A 17,098-nucleotide genomic window follows, 5' to 3' on the forward strand; every position below is an offset into this window, starting at 1 on the left:
AGTGAACCCTGCCAAGGGGGGCCCGAACACGGGGCCCGGCAAGGTACCGTCGGACATAAGGCAGCACCAGGAGCCGCTGGATTCGAAAGCGTCCAGGCGTCTCCCAGGCGAAGGGGAAGCACACCGTGGCACGCATCGGTGACGGCGGCGATCTGCTCAAGTGCTCGTTCTGCGGCAAGAGCCAGAAGCAGGTCAAGAAGCTCATCGCAGGGCCCGGTGTGTACATCTGCGACGAGTGCATCGATCTCTGTAACGAGATCATCGAGGAGGAGCTCGCCGAGACGAGCGAGGTGCGCTGGGAGGAGCTCCCGAAGCCCCGCGAGATCTACGAGTTCCTCGAGGGCTACGTAGTCGGCCAGGAAGCCGCCAAGAAAGCCCTCTCGGTCGCGGTGTACAACCACTACAAGCGGGTCCAGGCGGGCGAGAACGGCGGCGCCAACGGCCGTGACGACGCGATCGAGTTGGCGAAGTCCAACATCCTTCTGCTCGGCCCCACGGGCTCCGGCAAGACCCTCCTCGCGCAGACCCTGGCCCGCATGCTGAACGTCCCCTTCGCGATCGCCGACGCCACCGCGCTGACGGAGGCGGGCTACGTGGGCGAGGACGTCGAGAACATCCTCCTGAAGCTGATCCAGGCGGCCGACTACGACGTCAAGAAGGCCGAGACCGGGATCATCTACATCGACGAGATCGACAAGGTAGCCCGGAAGAGCGAAAATCCTTCGATCACGCGAGATGTCTCCGGCGAGGGCGTCCAGCAGGCCCTCCTCAAGATCCTCGAGGGCACCACGGCCTCCGTCCCGCCGCAGGGCGGCCGCAAGCACCCCCACCAGGAGTTCATCCAGATCGACACGACGAACGTCCTGTTCATCGTGGGGGGCGCCTTCGCGGGCCTTGAGAAGATCATCGAGTCCCGGGCCGGCGCCAAGGGCATCGGCTTCGGCGCCACGATCCGCTCCAAGCGCGAGCTGGAGTCGAAGGACGTCTTCGAGGACGTCATGCCGGAGGACCTGGTCAAGTTCGGCATGATCCCCGAGTTCATCGGCCGCCTGCCCGTGATCACGAGCGTCCACAACCTGGACCGCGAGGCCCTGCTCCAGATCCTCGTCGAGCCCCGCAACGCCCTGGTGAAGCAGTACCAGCGCCTCTTCGAACTCGACGGCGTGGAGCTGGACTTCGAGCGCGAGGCCCTGGAGGCCATCGCCGACCAGGCCATCCTCCGCCAGACCGGCGCCCGCGGCCTGCGCGCCATCATGGAGGAGGTCCTGATGTCGGTGATGTACGAGGTCCCGTCCCGCAAGGACGTGGCCCGGGTCGTCATCACGGCGGACGTGGTCCACTCCAACGTCAACCCGACCCTGATCCCGCGGGACGCCCGCGGGCGGGGTTCGGGGGAGCAGAAGACAGCCTGAGCTTCTCGGCGACGACGGGCAGGCACCCTGCGTTGGGTGCCTGCCCGTCGGCGTGTCAGACCAGGGACGATCGGATCGAGCCATCGTTCCGGCGGCAACCGGAGCCCACCCTGTTTCCGTGATCAAATTGGCCCGACCGGGTCAGACATGCGTTCGAACGTTTGGCTGTGCAAAACGGGAGGACTCCGAATGACTTTCCAGAGGGCGAAGCGCATGGTGGCCGCGGCCGGTGTGGTGGTGGCGGCAGGGGCCCTGCCGATCCTCGTGGCCTCGCCGGCGAGCGCCACGCAGAGCGACTGCAGCAACTACGTGGCCACTCATGGATACCGCGCCGGCGTGAAGGTGAAGGCGGCGTGCGGCAACAAGCAAATGCCTACCTTGCCCGGCCCCAATCCGTACTGTGTCTACGGTCTGGTGACCATCGGCGTGAGTAATGACGTTGCCATCCCGGCGTGTGTACGAGCCTGACCGTGTAGAGAAGGCGGCTCGCTGTCGCTGAGCCGCCTTCTGTGTCAGCTACGCCGAAGCCTTATGCCTTCACCCGCACGTCGTTGCGTAGCTTCGCGGCCAGCTCCGCCGTGCTGTCGATGCAACCGGCGTCGCCCGCGGTCGCCGCCGCGAGGCTGAAGGACGAGACCTGCGCGACGGTGCTGTGGTCGCCCCAGATGCAGATCGTGAGTGTCACGTCCTTCGGGCCGCTGCTGCCCCCTCTGTGATGCGGGAGTGCTGCTACGCGGGCCTCAGGCCTTGACGCGTACGTCCTTGCGGAGCTTGGCGGTGATCTCCGCGGCGTCGCTGAGGGGCATGCCCTTGCCCGCCATTGCGCTGGCCACGTCGGTGTTGATGGTCACGCCGACGGTGCTGTGGTCGCCCCAGACACACACCGGCATGATCATCTGCTTCGGGCCCGAGGAACCGGCGTCCGATCCACTCATGTCCAGCTTCACGGACTGGCACTTCATGACGGCGCCGTCGAGGCCCGCCGGCTCCTGCTCCTCGGGGCTCCCGACCAGCGTGCCCTTGGTGTCGTCGCCGCTCTGGTCCTTCTCGGATTCCTTCTTCATGTTGGCGAACATCGCGTCGACGACGGCAGCGGGGTCGTCGATCTGGCCGTAGACGCCGCCGAACTTCAGCATCTTCATGGCGAGGGGGTTGCTCTTGTCGCCGGACTGGTATTCCGCGCCCACTGACTTGGCGTTTTTGACGCCGGCCTTCCGGGCGGCCGACACGTCGCTGTCCGTCATGGCGTCGTCGCTGGAGCTGGCACCCTTCTGGTACTCACCGTTGATCACGGTGGTCGGAGTGATCAGCTTGTGCGGGCCGTCGTCAGCGACGTCGGCGCCGCTGCTTCCGTTGAGCACGAAGTACGCACCCACCGCGATCACCGCCACGACCGCCACCGCCCCGATGATCAGCCCCGTCTTCTTCTTGCCGCCCCCCGGAGTCGGCGGCTGCGGGACGCCGTACGGGGCCTGGCCGTAGGGCTGCTGTTGGCCGTACGGGTTCGGCTGCTGCGGCACGCCCTGCTGCGGGTAGCCGTAGCCGGGCTGCGGTGGAGCCGGAGGGGCCTGCTGGGGGTAGCCGTAGCCGGGCTGGGGTGCCTGCGGCTGCTGGCCGTAGGGGCCCGGCTGGCCGTACGGCCCGGGCTGCTGGGGCTGTCCACCGTACGGGCCCGGCTGGTTGTAGCTCATGAACTTCTCAGTCCCCTCCGTTGCTTATGCGTTCTTCACATCTTGGCGTGCCGCCTCGTGGGGCGGGTTGGCGGGGGGTCTATTGATGCTCAGTTGTTGAAGTCCTGTGCCTGTTGCCGGACGAACTACGGATCGGGGCGCTGCTGACGAGGCGAAGTACGACGCCGACCAGACACGGATCTGTTCGGCCGCCGGTGTCGAGCCGGTTTGCTGGCGCACTGCCCGGGCTGCCGCGTGTCTGAACCGCCTGGCCAACTGCGCGATCGACTGCTCTGCCGGATAGACGACAACGAAGTGAATGTGGTCAGCCGCACCGGCGAACTCCGTCACCCCCGTGTCTACTTCGGCAGCCGCTGCACGGATCGCCTGCTCGCTGACTTGGAGCAATGGATCAGTGAGCAACGCGTGGCAGCTGTGCGTCGCGAATGCCAGCCGTGCCTGGAGGCCGTGAAACCGCGTGGTGGGGCGCCCCTTCATGGGGCTGGGGCTCGACGGCGCCTGCCTGCGCCGTTTTGAGGGATGGGCAGTCCTCCATGCGTCCAGCGCCGAGCGCGTCCACGTGGGTGTGCGCCCTGTGTAGGTCGGGATCGGAAAGTCATTCGGGCGCGAGTTGAGGACGTAGATCGCCTGCAGGGGCGGAGAGAGGCGGTGGCAGTGTCAGGGCGACGCGGACGTGTGCAGCGGGAGAAGATCGCGGATTCTGGGCGTAAGTACCGCCTGTACCCCACGCCTCACCAGGCGGAGCGACTCCGCGAATGGGGCCACACCTGCCGCGCCGTTTGGAATGTGGCCTTGGAGCAGCGGATCTACGTGTACCGGCAGCGGGGCAGGACTCTGCGCGCTGACGAACAGTGCCGCTTTCTGACGCAGGCGCGACATGATCTTGAGTGGATCGGGGATCTGCCGTCCCAAGCGCCGCAGCAAGTCCTTCGTCACCTTGATCGGGCCTTCGACAACTTCTGGAATCCGGAACACCCAGCCGAGTTCCCCCGCTTCAAGAAGCGGACCACATGCGTGGTGATCCCTCTCCCGGGACAGGCCGTTCGTGTGACCAAACTGAACCGCAGGTGGGCGTGTGTCAGGATTCCCAAGCTCGGCGAGATCAGGTTCAGGCTGACTCGCTCCCTCGGGGGCCAGATCAAGAACGCCTCGATTCGCGTCGACGGGGCCGGCCGGTGGTATATCGCCTTCGGTGTCCGCGTCGGAAGGCCAGAAGCTCCGCCCAACGGGCAGCCATGCGTGGGGGTGGACTTCGGTGTGAAGCAGTCGGCGTACCTGTCGGATGAAACAGCTCCCCGACTCATGCGTAGGACGCTGACCGAGGGCGAGAAGCGCCGACTGACGGGGTTGGAACGCCGTAGAGAGCGTCAGATCAAGCAGGCCAAACAACACCAGGGAGGGCGATACAGCAACCGGCTGAAGAGGACACTCCGTGCCATTGCGGAGTTGAAGGCCCGGCAGGCCCGCCGCCGACTGGACTTCACGCACAAGCTCACTACCGACCTTGCCAAGAGCCACGGCCTGGTCGCCATCGAAGGCCTTCGCGTGAAGCAGATGACAAGGAGCGCCAAGGGCACACAGGACGCGCCTGGTTTGCGTGTCTCACAGAAATCTGGCCTCAATCGGGCCATTCTCGACAACGTGCCCGGCGAACGGCTTCGTCAGCTCGCCTACAAGTGTCCTGCCAGCGGCTCCGTTCTTGTCGTGGTCCCGCCTGCCGGGACCTCACAGACGTGCGGTGTCTGCCGAGTCTGGGACCCGGCATCACGCGTCAGCCGTGACACCTTCGTCTGCACCTCATGTGGGCACACCGACGACGCGGACCACAACGCCTCGGTGGTGATCCTCGATCGCGCACTGCACACCGACACATTGCCGCAGGACATTGCGGTGAACAGCACGCAGCGGCAGCCCCTCGTGGGCGGGCCGTGGCTCGCACCCGCGCGGCCACGCGTGAACCCCTGATCCTTCCGTCCGCGGCGGTCCAGGCCGCGGCGGGCATCGAAGGCCATTGGGAATCCCCGCAGTGGATCATCGCGGGGAGGATGTCAAAGAACAAACGCGTTTCGGCACTGCTCCCTGGCGCCTCTAAACTGTGCCCGTGACCGAAAACGCTCAGCAGCAGCCACCCGCGCCCGACACCGAACTGCCGACCCAGTACGCGCCGGCCGATGTAGAGGGGCCGCTGTACGAGCGCTGGGTAGAGCGGGGTTACTTCGAGGCGGACGCGAAGAGCGACAAGCCGCCGTACACGATCGTCATCCCGCCGCCGAACGTCACGGGCAGCCTCCACCTGGGCCACGCCTTCGAGCACACGCTCATCGACGCCCTGACCCGCCGTAAGCGCATGCAGGGCTTCGAGACGCTGTGGCAGCCCGGCATGGACCACGCCGGCATCGCCACCCAGAACGTCGTCGAGCGCGAGCTCGGCAAGGAGGGCAAGTCCCGGCACGACCTCGGCCGCGAGGCCTTCGTCGAGCGCGTCTGGCAGTGGAAGGCCGAGTCCGGTGGGCAGATCTCCGGGCAGATGCGCCGTCTGGGTGACGGTGTCGCCTGGTCGCGCGAGCGCTTCACCATGGACGAGGGCCTGTCCCAGGCCGTCCAGACCATCTTCAAGCGGCTCTACGACGACGAGCTGATCTACCGCGCCGAGCGCATCATCAACTGGTGCCCCCGCTGTCTGACGGCGATCTCCGACATCGAGGTCGAGTACCAGGACGACGACGGCGAACTCGTCTCCATGAAGTACGGGGAGGGGGACGAGACGATCGTCGTCGCCACCACCCGTGCCGAGACCATGCTCGGTGACACGGCCGTCGCCGTTCACCCCGAGGACGAGCGCTACAAGCACCTCGTCGGCAAGCTCATCAGGCTTCCGCTGACCGACCGCTCCATCCCGGTCGTCGCGGACGAGCACGTCGACCCCGAGTTCGGCACCGGCGCCGTCAAGGTCACCCCGGCCCACGACCCGAACGACTTCGAGATCGGTCAGCGGCACAACCTGCCGTCCATCACCGTCATGGACGAGCACGCCGTCATCACGGCCCACGGTCCTTTCCAGGGCCTGGACCGCCTGGAGGCCCGCTCCGCCATCGTCGCCGCGCTGCGTGCCGAGGGCCGGATCGTCGCCGAGAAGCGGCCGTACGTCCACTCCGTCGGCCACTGCTCGCGCTGCAAGACGACGATTGAGCCCCGGCTCTCCATGCAGTGGTGGGTCAAGGTCGGCCCGCTCGCCAAGGCGGCCGGTGACGCCGTCCGCGACGGCCGCGTCAAGATTCACCCGCAGGAGATGGAGAAGCGGTACTTCGACTGGGTCGACAACCTCCACGACTGGTGCATCTCGCGGCAGTTGTGGTGGGGTCACCGGATTCCCGTCTGGTACGGCCCGGAGGGTGAAGTCGTCTGCGTCGGTCCGGACGAGGAGCCGCCGAGCGGTGAGGGCTGGCACCAGGACACCGACGTCCTCGACACCTGGTTCTCCTCCGGCCTGTGGCCCTTCTCCACCCTCGGCTGGCCCGAACAGACCGAGTCGCTCGCGAAGTTCTACCCGAACTCCGTCCTGGTCACCGGCTACGACATCCTCTTCTTCTGGGTCGCCCGGATGATGATGTTCGGCCTCTACGCGATGGACGGCACCCCGCCGTTCCACACCATCGCCCTGCACGGCATGGTCCGCGACCAGTTCGGCAAGAAGATGTCGAAGTCCTTCGGCAACGCGGTCAACCCGCTGGACTGGATGGACAAGTACGGCAGCGATGCGCTTCGGTTCACGCTGGCCCGTGGCGCGAACCCCGGTGTCGACGTCCCGATCGGCGAGGACTGGGTCCAGGGCTCCCGCAACTTCGCCAACAAGATCTGGAACGCGACGCGCTTCGCGCTGATGAACGGCGCGACGGTGGACGGCCCGCTGCCGGACGCCTCCGCCATGTCGGCGACGGACCGCTGGATTCTGTCCAGGCTGAACTCGGTGATTGCCGAAGTCGACGCGCTCTACGACGACTTCCAGTTCGCCAAGCTGTCCGACGCCCTCTTCCACTTCGCGTGGGACGAGGTCTTCGACTGGTACGTCGAGCTGTCCAAGACGACGTTCCAGGCGGGCGGCGCGCCGGCCGAGGTCTCCAAGCGGGTCCTCGGCGAGGTCCTCGACGTCACCCTCAAGCTGCTGCACCCGATCGTCCCGTTCGTGACGGAGACCCTCTGGACCACCCTCACCGGTGGCGAGTCGGTCGTCATCGCCGAGTGGCCGACCGACAGCGGCTTCCGTGACGCTGCCGCCGAGCGCGAGATCGAGTCGCTCCAGTCGGTCATCACCGAGGTCCGCCGCTTCCGCGCCGACCAGGGCCTCCAGCCCGGCCAGCGCGTCCCGGCCCGCCTGACGCTGGACGGTACGGCGCTCGCCCCGCACGAGGCCGCCATCCGCCAGCTGCTGCGCCTGCAGCCGGAGGGCGAGTCCTTCACGGCGACGGCGACCCTCCCGGTCGCGGGCGCCGAGGTGGCGCTGGACCTCTCCGGCACGATCGACGTGGCCGCGGAGCGCAAGCGCCTCGCCAAGGACCTGGCCGCCGCCGAGAAGGAGAAGGCCCAGGCCACGGCCAAGCTCGGCAACGAGGCGTTCCTGGCGAAGGCTCCGGACCAGGTGGTGGAGAAGATCCGCACGCGGCTCGCCAAGGCGGACGAGGACATCGCCCGCATCCAGGCTCAACTGGACAGGCTGCCGTCGGCGTAGGGGCCGGTACTGCACTGAAGGCCCCCGGAGCTGCGAGGTTCCGGGGGCCTTCGCGTGCCCGAAAGGGGTGCGGGGCTGTATCGATGTGCGGCTCCGCCGCGTGGGCGCGACCAGCCACCGACGACCCGCACCCGAACGACAGGCCGAGCCACCCCGAACCGGCCGAAAGAGCCACCGCAGCCTTTGTCACTGTGGCTCCGTAGACTGGCCCCGTGAGCGACCTCCCGCACGAGAACGACCAGCCCGACCCCCTCGAAAGCTTCGAGGAGATCATCGCGGCCGAGACCGACCGCGACCCCGACCTCGCGGTGATCGAGGCCGGCAGCCGCACCCTGCGTACCCAGGGCGGCCGGCCCCACGCCGACGTACCCGCGCGGCCGGAGGACCCCGAGGTCGACAAGGCCCTGCGCGAGGTCGAGGCGGAGCTGGCCACCCGCTGGGGCGAGACCAAGCTGGAGCCCTCCGTCAGCCGGATCGCCGCGCTGATGGACGTGCTGGGCGAGCCGCAGCGGTCGTACCCCTCGATCCACATCACGGGGACGAACGGCAAGACCTCCACCGCCCGCATGATCGAGGCGCTGCTCGGCGCCTTCGAGCTGCGCACCGGCCGGTACACCAGCCCGCACGTGCAGTCGATCACCGAGCGGATCAGCCTGGACGGTGCCCCGATCTCCGCCGAGCGGTTCATCGAGACGTACCAGGACATCAAGCCGTACATCGAGATGGTCGACGCGCAGCAGGAGTACCGGCTGTCCTTCTTCGAGGTACTCACCGGCATGGCGTACGCGGCCTTCGCGGACGCGCCGGTGGACGTCGCCGTCGTCGAGGTCGGCATGGGCGGCAGCTGGGACGCGACGAACGTGATCGACGGCGATGTCGCGGTGATCACCCCCATAGCGCTCGATCACACCGACCGGCTCGGCGCGTCGCCGGGGGAGATCGCCGGTGAGAAGGGCGGCATCATCAAGCAGGACGCGACCGTGATCCTGGCGCAGCAGCCGGTGGACGCGGCGCAGGTGCTGCTGAAGAAGGCCGTCGAGGTCGACGCGACGGTGGCCCGGGAGGGGCTGGAGTTCGGGGTCGTGGCCCGGCAGGTCGCGGTCGGCGGACAGCTGCTCACGCTGCGCGGTCTGGGCGGTGAGTACCCCGAGGTGTACCTGCCGCTGCACGGCGCCTACCAGGCGCACAACGCGGCCGTGGCGCTCGCCGCCGTCGAGGCGTTCTTCGGCGTCGGCGCGCTGCGCGCGGAGCCGCTGGCCATCGACACCGTGCGCAAGGCCTTCGCGGCCGTGTCCTCGCCGGGGCGCCTGGAGGTGGTACGGCGGTCTCCGACGGTCGTGCTGGACGCCGCCCACAACCCGGCGGGCGCCGAGGCCACCGCCGAGGCCGTGCGGGAGGCGTTCGACTTCAGCCGGCTGATCGGTGTGGTCGGGGTGAGCGCCGACAAGAACGTGCGGGGGCTGCTGGAGGCCTTCGAGCCGATCTTCGCCGAGGTCGTCGTCACGCAGAACTCCACGCACCGCGCCATGGACGCGGACGAGCTGGCCGCGCTCGCCGTCGAGGTGTTCGGCGAGGAGCGGGTCCAGGTCGAGCCGCGGCTGCCGGAGGCGCTGGAGGCCGCCATCACGCTCGCCGAGGAGGAGGGCGAGTTCGCGGGCGCCGGGGTGCTGGTCACCGGCTCGGTCATCACGGTGGGCGAGGCCCGCCTGCTGCTGGGGAAGGGCTGAGGTTTCCGTCGTGCGCACGCTCTGTTCGTCGACGCTGATCGGCGAGTTCTTCATCATCGGGTTCGCCGGCCTCGTGGCCATGAAGGACCCGGACCTGTCCACGTCGACGGTGTGGCTGGTCAGCGGCATCGCCATGGTCCTGTGCGTGCTGCTGTGCGGCATGGTGACCCGGCCGGGCGGCGTCGCCCTCGGCTGGGCGCTGCAGCTCGCCCTGATCGCCTCCGGCGTGTTCGTCCCGACCATGTACTTCATGGGCGCGGTCTTCGCCGCCCTGTGGTGGGCGTCGGTGCATTTCGGGCGGAAGGTGGACGCGGCCAAGGCCCGCTTCGCGGCCCAGGCGGAGTCCTCCTCCACCACACCTGACGCTGCGTAACGGCACCCCGGACACGCCCTGTAACCTCGTTCCACCGCACACGTCAGTCGTAAGGAGCCCCCGTGACTCAGCGCACCCTCGTCCTGCTCAAGCCCGATGCCGTCCGTCGGGGCCTGACCGGCGAGATCATCAGCCGTATCGAGCGCAAGGCGGGCTGGCAGATCACCGCGCTGGAGCTGCGCATCCTGGACCGCGTCACGCTGGAGCAGCACTACGGCGAGCACGTCGGCAAGCCCTTCTACGAGCCGCTGGTGGAGTTCATGGCCTCCGGCCCGGTCGTCGTGATGATCGTCGAGGGTGAGCGGGTCATCGAGGGGCTGCGCGCGCTCGCCGGTCCGACCGACCCGATCGCGGCCGCCCCCGGCTCCATCCGGGGCGACTACGGCGTGATCGTCCGCGAGAACCTGATCCACGCGTCCGACTCGGAGGAGTCCGCCGAACGCGAGGTGAAGATCTTCTTCCCCGGCCGCGCCTGAGCGTCATCGCGTAGAGTTTCCGGAAAAATTTCTGAGGGGACGTCAGTTCCGCTCGGGGTCCTGACCAGGGGCGGCCGTACGATTTCGGCCGTCCTTTGGCATATGCGTTGCCGATCGGGGGAACGTGTGCCTCCGATGGACCGTCTCCACAAGCGAGGCGACGCGCCGTCTGATGACAATGGCGAAGACCCTCGCGCAGTGCGCGTGCAGGCGCGTTTACGATGGAAGCCTTCACGTCACAGCACCCGCCTCGCCGACCTGATATGCCCTCAAAAGCTTCGGAAGGCCAGATGAATCCGGATGGGGAACTCAATGTCGTTCATCGGCCGTGACATGGCTGTCGACCTCGGGACCGCCAACACGCTGGTGTACGTCAGGGGTCGCGGAATCGTGCTCAACGAGCCGTCCGTCGTCGCGATCAACACCAACACTGGTGGCATCCTCGCGGTCGGTGCAGAGGCGAAGAAGATGATCGGCCGGACACCGGGCAACATCGTCGCGGTGCGTCCGCTGAAGGACGGCGTGATCGCCGACTTCGAGATCACCGAGCGGATGCTCCGCTACTTCATCCTGAAGATCCACAAGCGGCGGTATCTCGCCCGGCCGCGGGTCGTCGTCTGTGTGCCCTCGGGCATCACCGGCGTCGAGCGCCGCGCCGTCATCGAGGCGTCCTCCCAGGCCGGCGCCCGCCAGGTGCACATCATCGAGGAGCCCATGGCCGCGGCCATCGGCTCGGGCCTGCCGGTCCACGAGGCCACCGGCAACATGGTGGTGGACATCGGCGGCGGCACCACGGAGGTCGCGGTCATCTCGCTCGGCGGCATCGTCACCGCCCAGTCCATCCGGGTTGCGGGCGACGAGCTGGACAACGCGATCATCCAGCACATCAAGAAGGAGTACAGCCTTCTGCTGGGTGAGCGGACGGCCGAGCAGATCAAGATCACGATCGGCTCGGCGTACGAACTTGACGCCGACGAGCACACCGAGATCCGCGGCCGGGACCTGGTCTCCGGGCTGCCGAAGACCGTCGTCATCTCGGCCGCCGAGGTCCGCAAGGCGATCGAGGAGCCGGTCAACGCGATCGTCGACGCCGTCAAGACGACCCTCGACAAGTGCCCGCCGGAGCTGTCCGGCGACATCATGGACAGGGGAATCGTTCTGACCGGCGGCGGAGCGCTGCTGCGCGGCCTGGACGAGCGGCTGCGGCGGGAGACCGGCATGCCGATCCACATCGCCGAGGACCCGCTGGACAGCGTGGCGCTCGGTTCCGGCAAGTGCGTCGAGGAGTTCGAGGCGCTGCAGCAGGTCCTGGACGCCCAGCCGCGCAGATGACGTAACTCTTCCATTCCGCCGTACGAGATGATCTCCTCTCGTACGGCGGATCGTTGATATAGAGGCATAAGCTCCCACAAATGGGCCCATTGGGGTTGCGCTTCGCGAGGGGCGCCTCTAAGGGGTCCCCGAATTCCTACTTGAGGAAGGGCACGGCCGCCGCACGTGAGGGACACGAAAGAGAGCCGGCTGCTCCTGGTCCTGCTGATCGCCATCGCGTTCGCGCTGATCACGGTGGACATCCGCGGAGGCCGGAACTCGCCGGTCGACGGTGCCCGGCAGGCCGCGGCCGCGGTGTTCGGCCCGATCGAGAACGGGCTGTCCTCGGCGGTCGACCCGGTCGGTGACGCCGTCTCCGCCGTCCGTGACTCCGGCAACCGCCACGACCGGCTCGCGGCACTGGAGAAGGAGAACGCGGCCCTCAAGGCGAAGCTCGGCAGCGACGACCGCAACCGCAGCCGCCTCAAGCAGCTCGACAAGATGCTGAAGCTCTCCGGCGAGGGCCAGTACGGCATCAAGGGCGCCCAGGTCATCGCCATAGGGTCGGCGCAGGGCTTCTCCTGGACCATCACCATCGACGTCGGCGCCGACGACGGCATCCAGCGCGACATGACCGTCCTGAACGGCGACGGGCTCGTCGGCCGGGTCACCACGGTCGGCCCGAACACCTCCACCGTGCTGCTCGCCAACGACCCCGACTTCACCGTCGGCACCCGCATGGAGGGCGGCGACGAACTCGGCTTCGCCTCCGGGCAGGGCGACCGCCCGCTGCGCGTGGAACTGCTCAACGGCAAGGCCGAGGTGAAGAAGGGCGACCGGCTCGTCACCTTCGGCTCCCAGGCCGACAAGCCGTTCGTGCCGGGTGTCCCGGTCGGCGTGGTGGCCCGCGTCGACCCCTCCGGCCACGGCCTCACCCGCACGCTCTACGTCACGCCGTACGTCAGCTTCACCCAGCTCGACATGGTCGGCGTGGTCGTCGAGGCCCCGAAGAAGGACCCGCGCGACGAGGTCCTGCCGGCCAAGCCCAAGCCGACCCCGACACCGACGGTGACCGTCACGGTCACACCGTCCGCCGACGCGAACGCCACCGACGAGCAGCAGCAGTAGGAGCTGAATCCCCATGCGTGTCAACCGGATCCTGCTCTCCAGCGCGCTGGTCGTCGTCGCCCTGGTGATCCAGGTGAGCGTCCTCGCCCGGCTGCACCTGCCGGGCGCCGTCCCCGACCTGCTGCTGCTCACCGTCCTCGGCCTCGCCATGGTCTACGGCCATGTGGGCGGCGCGCTCGTCGGCTTCGGCGCCGGCCTGCTCGCCGACCTCGCCCCGCCCGCCGACCACGCGGCCGGCCGCTACGCCCTGGTGCTGTGCGTCATCGGCTACGGCGCCGGACTCATCAAGCCGGAGAACGGCCGGCTGAAGTCGGCGACCGGCCCGATGGCCGTCGTGGTCGCCGCCGCGGTCGGCTCCACCCTGCTGTACGCGGGCGTCGGCGCCTTGGTCGGCGACACCGCCGCCCGCCATGTCGGCCTGACCGGGCTGCTGTTCTCGGCCGCCCTGTACGACCTGCTGCTCGCGCCGTTCGTGGTTCCCGGAATCATGTGGCTGGCCCGCCGCGCCGACAACGATCCGCTCGCCGAGAACAGCCCCGCCGCCAAGGCCGGCGACATCTCCACCGGCTGGCTCTCCTCCGGCACCGGCCTGCGCATCGGCAACCAGCGCGGCCTCGGCGCCCTGAAGGCCAAGGCCCGCACGCGCGGGACCCGGGTCGGCCGCATCAAGGGGGTCAAGCGGCTGTGAGTGCACGCGAGTTCACTCGAACGGGGAAGTTCCCGCGGAACGCGGCCTCACAGGCCGGTCGTTCGTCATTCGTACGCGCACACGCATCCGTGCACTGAGAGGGGGAGACAGCCGCAGTGACCAACATTCCCGAGACCGGACGGACCCCACGCGTCCAGATCCGGCTCGTCGTGATCCAGATCCTCGTCCTCTCCCTCCTGGGCACCCTCGGCGGCCGCCTGTGGTACCTCCAGATCCGGGAGGGCGCCGAGTACCAGAAGGAGGCGTCGGGCAACCACGTCCAGCAGGTGGTCGACCCCGCCGTGCGCGGCGACATCCTGGACGCCCGGGGCGTCCCCCTCGCCGACAACGAGACCCGCCTGGTCGTCTCCGCCTCCCGCACCGACCTGCTGAAGCAGAAGGACGACGGCAAGGCCGTCCTCACCAAGCTGGCCGGCGTCCTCGGCATGAAGCCCGAGGAGGTCAGGCAGAAGGTCCGGCTGTGCGACGCCAAGACCCCCCAGCCCTGCTGGAACGGCTCGCCGTACCAGCCGATCCCGATCACCGACGAGGCAACGCCCAAGCAGGCCCTGCAGATCCGCGAGCGCGCCGAGGACTTCCCCGGCATCACCGCCGAGCCGGAGGCCGTGCGCCGCTACGGATCCCCGGGCAAGTCCAACACCGCCCAGGTCCTCGGCTATCTCTCGCCGGTCACCGACGACGAGATCCAGAAGGCCAAGGACACCGACTCGCCCTATCTGCGCTCGGACATGGTCGGCCGCTCCGGCCTGGAGCGCCAGTACGACAAGGTGCTGCGCGGAAAGGCCGGCGTCACCCGCTACGAGGTGGACAACCTCGGGCGGGTCATCGGCAAGGCCAAGTCGGACGCCGCCGAGTCCGGCTCCAACCTGGTCACCAGCATCGACGCCCGGGTGCAGCGGGTCGCCGAGTTCGAGCTGGACAAGGCCATGAAGAGGGCCCGCGAGCAGTTCGACAAGATCACCGGCGAGAACTACAAGGCCGACTCCGGCGCCGTCGTCGTGATGGAGGCCAAGACCGGCCGGATCGTCGCCATGGCCTCCGCCCCGACCTACGACCCGAACGTCTGGGTGGGCGGCATCTCCGCCAAGGACTACCAGGCCCTCACCGGCAAGAAGTCCGACTACCCGCTGCTCAACCGGGCCATACAGGGTCAGGCTGCGCCCGGTTCGACGTTCAAGGTGGTCTCCACGGCCGCCGCGGTCAACGCCGGCTACGTCTGGGACGGCGGCTACCCGTGCACCAGCTCGTACTCGGTGGGCGGTCAGGTCTTCAAGAACTTCGAGGGCGAGAACTTCGGCCCGATCTCCCTCGGCCGCGCCCTGGAGGTCTCCTGCGACACGGTCTTCTACGGCCTCGCGGACCGGGAGTGGAAGAGGGACGGCGGCATCAACCCCAAGAAGGGCCGGCCCAAGGACTACTTCTTCAAGACCGCCCACCAGTTCGGCCTCGGCAAGGAGACCGGCATCGACCTGCCCAACGAGGTCACCGGCCGTGTCCCCGACCGCCAGTGGAAGCTGGACTACTGGAAGGCCAACAAGGACGCCTGGTGCAAGTCCGGGAAGAAGGACGGCTCCTACGTCGAGAAGATCGCGTACGAGAACTGCCTCGAGGGCAACAAGATGCGCGAGGGTGACGAGATCAACTACTCCATCGGCCAGGGCGACACCCTCGTCACCCCGATCCAGGAGGCGGTGATCTACGGCGCCGTCGCCAACGGCGGCACGATGTACAAGCCGACCATCGGCAAGGCGGTCATCAGCGCGGACGGCAAGACCGTGCAGGAGATCAAGCCGAGGAAGGCGGGCCGGCTGCCGGTCAGCCAGGCCACCCTCAAGGGCATGAACGACGCCTTCGCGGGCGTCATCACCCGCGGTACCGCCGCCTGGAAGTTCGGCGGCTGGCCGCAGAACAAGATCCCGCTGCACGCCAAGACCGGTACGGCGGAGGTCTACGGCAAGCAGACCACGTCCTGGCTGGCCACCTACTCCAAGGACTACACGGTGATCATGACGATCGCCCAGGCCGGTACGGGTTCCGGAGCCTCCGGTGAGGCCGTGCGCAACATCTACAGCGCGCTCTACGGCGTCCAGGGCGACGGCTCCATCGACACCAAGAAGGCGCTGCTGCCCAAGCCGCAGAAGTCCCTGCCGAAGGTCCGCACGGACGGCACGATCACCGCGCCGAAGATCACCGGGGACCCGGGCAAGGACGCCGAGGCCTCCCAGCAGGACAACCCCACCAACGGGGACGACCAGCAGCCCGCCACCAGCCCCTCGCCCGGCACGGGCAACAGCAACACCCGCAGGCGGCCGCGCCGGAGGGGAAGCCGGAGGACGCTCACATGACCAGCAACAGCTTCTCCGTCTCCGGGTACGGCCCGGAGCGGGCCGGCTGGACCAGGATCTTCGCCCGCGACTCGCTGGCCCGCCGGCTCGACTGGCCGATGCTGATGGCGGCCATCGCCCTGTCGCTGCTGGGCTCGCTGCTGGTGTACTCGGCGACCCGCAACCGCACCGAGATCAACCAGGGCGACCCGTACTACTTCCTCATCCGCCACATCATGAACACCGGTATCGGGCTCGCCCTGATGATCGGCACGGTCTGGCTCGGCCACCGCGCCCTGCGCAACGCCGTGCCGATCCTCTACGGCCTGTCGGTCTTCGGCATCCTCGCCGTGCTCACCCCGCTCGGCTCCACGGTGAACGGCGCGCACTCCTGGATCGTGCTCGGCGGCGGCTTCTCGCTGCAGCCGTCCGAGTTCGTGAAGATCACGATCATCCTCGGCATGGCCATGCTGCTCGCCGCCCGGGTCGACGCCGGCGACAAGAAGTACCCCGACCACCGCACGGTCGTGCAGTCCCTCGGCCTGGCCGCCGTGCCCATCCTGATCGTGCTGCTCATGCCCGACCTCGGGTCGGTCATGGTCATGGTGGTCATCATCCTGGGCGTGCTGCTCGCCTCCGGCGCCTCCAACCGCTGGGTCTTCGGCCTGATCACCGCGGGCGCCATCGGCGCGATCGCCGTCTGGCAGCTGCACATCCTGGACGAGTACCAGATCAACCGCTTCGCGGCTTTCGCCAACCCGGACCTGGACCCCGCGGGCGTCGGCTACAACACCAACCAGGCCCGCATCGCCATCGGCTCCGGCGGCCTGACCGGAGCGGGCCTCTTCCACGGCTCGCAGACCACCGGCCAGTTCGTGCCCGAGCAGCAGACGGACTTCGTCTTCACGGTCGCGGGCGAGGAACTGGGCTTCCTCGGCGCCGGCCTGATCATCTTCCTGCTGGGTGTGGTCCTGTGGCGCGCCTGCCGTATCGCCCGCGACTCGACCGAGCTGTACGGCACGATCGTCTCCGCCGGCATCGTCGCCTGGTTCGCCTTCCAGGCGTTCGAGAACATCGGCATGACCCTGGGCATCATGCCGGTCACCGGCCTGCCGCTGCCGTTCGTGTCGTACGGCGGCTCGTCGATGTTCGCGGTGTGGGTGGCGGTGGGACTGCTGCAGTCGATCAAGGTGCAGCGGCCGATGTCCGCGTGAGGGTGTT

15 protein-coding genes are annotated in these 17,098 nt (G+C 68.3%); 12 read left to right on the top strand and 3 right to left on the bottom strand.

What is annotated here, in order from left to right; genetic code table 11:
* Positions 1-125: 125 nt before the first annotated feature.
* Together clpX and ACZ5DS_RS40435 are read left to right on the top strand one after the other, a co-directional pair.
* Positions 126-1,412 carry an ATP-dependent Clp protease ATP-binding subunit ClpX gene (clpX, locus tag ACZ5DS_RS40430; protein ID WP_468248956.1) on the top strand — a complete coding sequence of 429 codons (1,287 nt, stop codon included), beginning with the start codon at positions 126-128 and terminating at the stop codon, positions 1,410-1,412.
* Positions 1,413-1,601: 189 nt separating this feature from the next.
* Positions 1,602-1,880 carry a hypothetical protein gene (locus ACZ5DS_RS40435; RefSeq protein ID WP_468248958.1) on the top strand — a complete coding sequence of 93 codons (279 nt, stop codon included), beginning with the start codon at positions 1,602-1,604 and terminating at the stop codon, positions 1,878-1,880.
* A 61-nt stretch (positions 1,881-1,941) separates the two neighbouring features.
* Here ACZ5DS_RS40435 and ACZ5DS_RS40440 read toward each other — a convergent pair whose 3' ends face one another.
* From ACZ5DS_RS40440 to ACZ5DS_RS40450, 3 genes are read right to left on the bottom strand one after another with little or no spacing between them, the layout of a single operon-like run.
* Positions 1,942-2,097 (bottom strand): hypothetical protein, encoded by a 156-nt coding sequence (locus ACZ5DS_RS40440; RefSeq protein WP_468248960.1) that lies wholly within the window; start codon positions 2,095-2,097, stop codon positions 1,942-1,944.
* A 55-nt stretch (positions 2,098-2,152) separates the two neighbouring features.
* A complete protein-coding gene (locus ACZ5DS_RS40445; RefSeq protein ID WP_468248963.1) occupies positions 2,153-3,103 on the bottom strand; it encodes a hypothetical protein in 951 nt (316 codons plus the stop codon).
* A 24-nt stretch (positions 3,104-3,127) separates the two neighbouring features.
* Positions 3,128-3,580, bottom strand: coding sequence for a transposase (locus ACZ5DS_RS40450; RefSeq protein ID WP_468248965.1), 453 nt, complete (start codon positions 3,578-3,580; stop codon positions 3,128-3,130).
* A 198-nt stretch (positions 3,581-3,778) separates the two neighbouring features.
* On the opposite strand from ACZ5DS_RS40450, the gene ACZ5DS_RS40455 reads away from it, so the two are divergent.
* The 10 genes from ACZ5DS_RS40455 (at position 3,779) to rodA (ending at position 17,091) form a co-directional block, all read left to right on the top strand.
* Positions 3,779-5,068: an RNA-guided endonuclease InsQ/TnpB family protein gene (locus ACZ5DS_RS40455; protein WP_468248967.1), complete on the top strand. Its 1,290-nt coding sequence runs from the start codon at positions 3,779-3,781 to the stop codon at positions 5,066-5,068.
* 136 nt (positions 5,069-5,204) lie between these two features.
* On the top strand, positions 5,205-7,829 hold the full coding sequence (locus ACZ5DS_RS40460; RefSeq protein ID WP_468248969.1) for a valine--tRNA ligase: 2,625 nt from the start codon (positions 5,205-5,207) through the stop codon (positions 7,827-7,829).
* A 212-nt stretch (positions 7,830-8,041) separates the two neighbouring features.
* Positions 8,042-9,556: a bifunctional tetrahydrofolate synthase/dihydrofolate synthase gene (folC, locus tag ACZ5DS_RS40465; protein ID WP_468248971.1), complete on the top strand. Its 1,515-nt coding sequence runs from the start codon at positions 8,042-8,044 to the stop codon at positions 9,554-9,556.
* A 10-nt stretch (positions 9,557-9,566) separates the two neighbouring features.
* Complete coding sequence (locus ACZ5DS_RS40470; protein ID WP_468248973.1) at positions 9,567-9,929, top strand: DUF4233 domain-containing protein; 363 nt, start codon at positions 9,567-9,569, stop codon at positions 9,927-9,929.
* Positions 9,930-9,991: 62 nt separating this feature from the next.
* Positions 9,992-10,405 carry a nucleoside-diphosphate kinase gene (ndk, locus tag ACZ5DS_RS40475; protein ID WP_468248976.1) on the top strand — a complete coding sequence of 138 codons (414 nt, stop codon included), beginning with the start codon at positions 9,992-9,994 and terminating at the stop codon, positions 10,403-10,405.
* Positions 10,406-10,717: 312 nt separating this feature from the next.
* The gene (locus ACZ5DS_RS40480; protein ID WP_266514304.1) at positions 10,718-11,737 is read left to right on the top strand and encodes a rod shape-determining protein; all 1,020 of its coding nucleotides are present in this window, start codon (positions 10,718-10,720) and stop codon (positions 11,735-11,737) included.
* A 165-nt stretch (positions 11,738-11,902) separates the two neighbouring features.
* Positions 11,903-12,844, top strand: a complete 942-nt coding sequence (gene mreC / locus ACZ5DS_RS40485) for a rod shape-determining protein MreC (protein ID WP_468248978.1) — start codon at positions 11,903-11,905, stop codon at positions 12,842-12,844.
* Between the two features lie 13 nt (positions 12,845-12,857).
* Positions 12,858-13,532, top strand: a complete 675-nt coding sequence (gene mreD, locus ACZ5DS_RS40490; RefSeq protein WP_468248980.1) for a rod shape-determining protein MreD — start codon at positions 12,858-12,860, stop codon at positions 13,530-13,532.
* A gap of 116 nt (positions 13,533-13,648) precedes the next feature.
* Complete coding sequence (gene mrdA, locus ACZ5DS_RS40495) at positions 13,649-15,898, top strand: penicillin-binding protein 2 (RefSeq protein WP_468248982.1); 2,250 nt, start codon at positions 13,649-13,651, stop codon at positions 15,896-15,898.
* Positions 15,895-17,091, top strand: coding sequence for a rod shape-determining protein RodA (gene rodA, locus ACZ5DS_RS40500; protein WP_468248984.1), 1,197 nt, complete (start codon positions 15,895-15,897; stop codon positions 17,089-17,091). Before mrdA ends, rodA begins: the two co-directional genes overlap by 4 nt.
* Positions 17,092-17,098 lie beyond the last annotated feature (7 nt).

The sequence above is a fragment of the Streptomyces sp. NPDC031100 genome (assembly GCF_055570785.1).

What these genes read in the sequence shown, in the direction of transcription:
- ACZ5DS_RS40445 (WP_468248963.1), bottom strand. Translation starts at nt 3,103, where the DNA reads ATGAGCTACAACCAGCCGGGCCCGTACGGTGGACAGCCCCAGCAGCCC.
- rodA (WP_468248984.1), top strand. Translation starts at nt 15,895, where the DNA reads ATGACCAGCAACAGCTTCTCCGTCTCCGGGTACGGCCCGGAGCGGGCC.
- mreD (WP_468248980.1), top strand. Translation starts at nt 12,858, where the DNA reads ATGCGTGTCAACCGGATCCTGCTCTCCAGCGCGCTGGTCGTCGTCGCC.
- ACZ5DS_RS40435 (WP_468248958.1), top strand. Translation starts at nt 1,602, where the DNA reads ATGACTTTCCAGAGGGCGAAGCGCATGGTGGCCGCGGCCGGTGTGGTG.
- ACZ5DS_RS40480 (WP_266514304.1), top strand. Translation starts at nt 10,718, where the DNA reads ATGTCGTTCATCGGCCGTGACATGGCTGTCGACCTCGGGACCGCCAAC.
- ACZ5DS_RS40450 (WP_468248965.1), bottom strand. Translation starts at nt 3,580, where the DNA reads ATGAAGGGGCGCCCCACCACGCGGTTTCACGGCCTCCAGGCACGGCTG.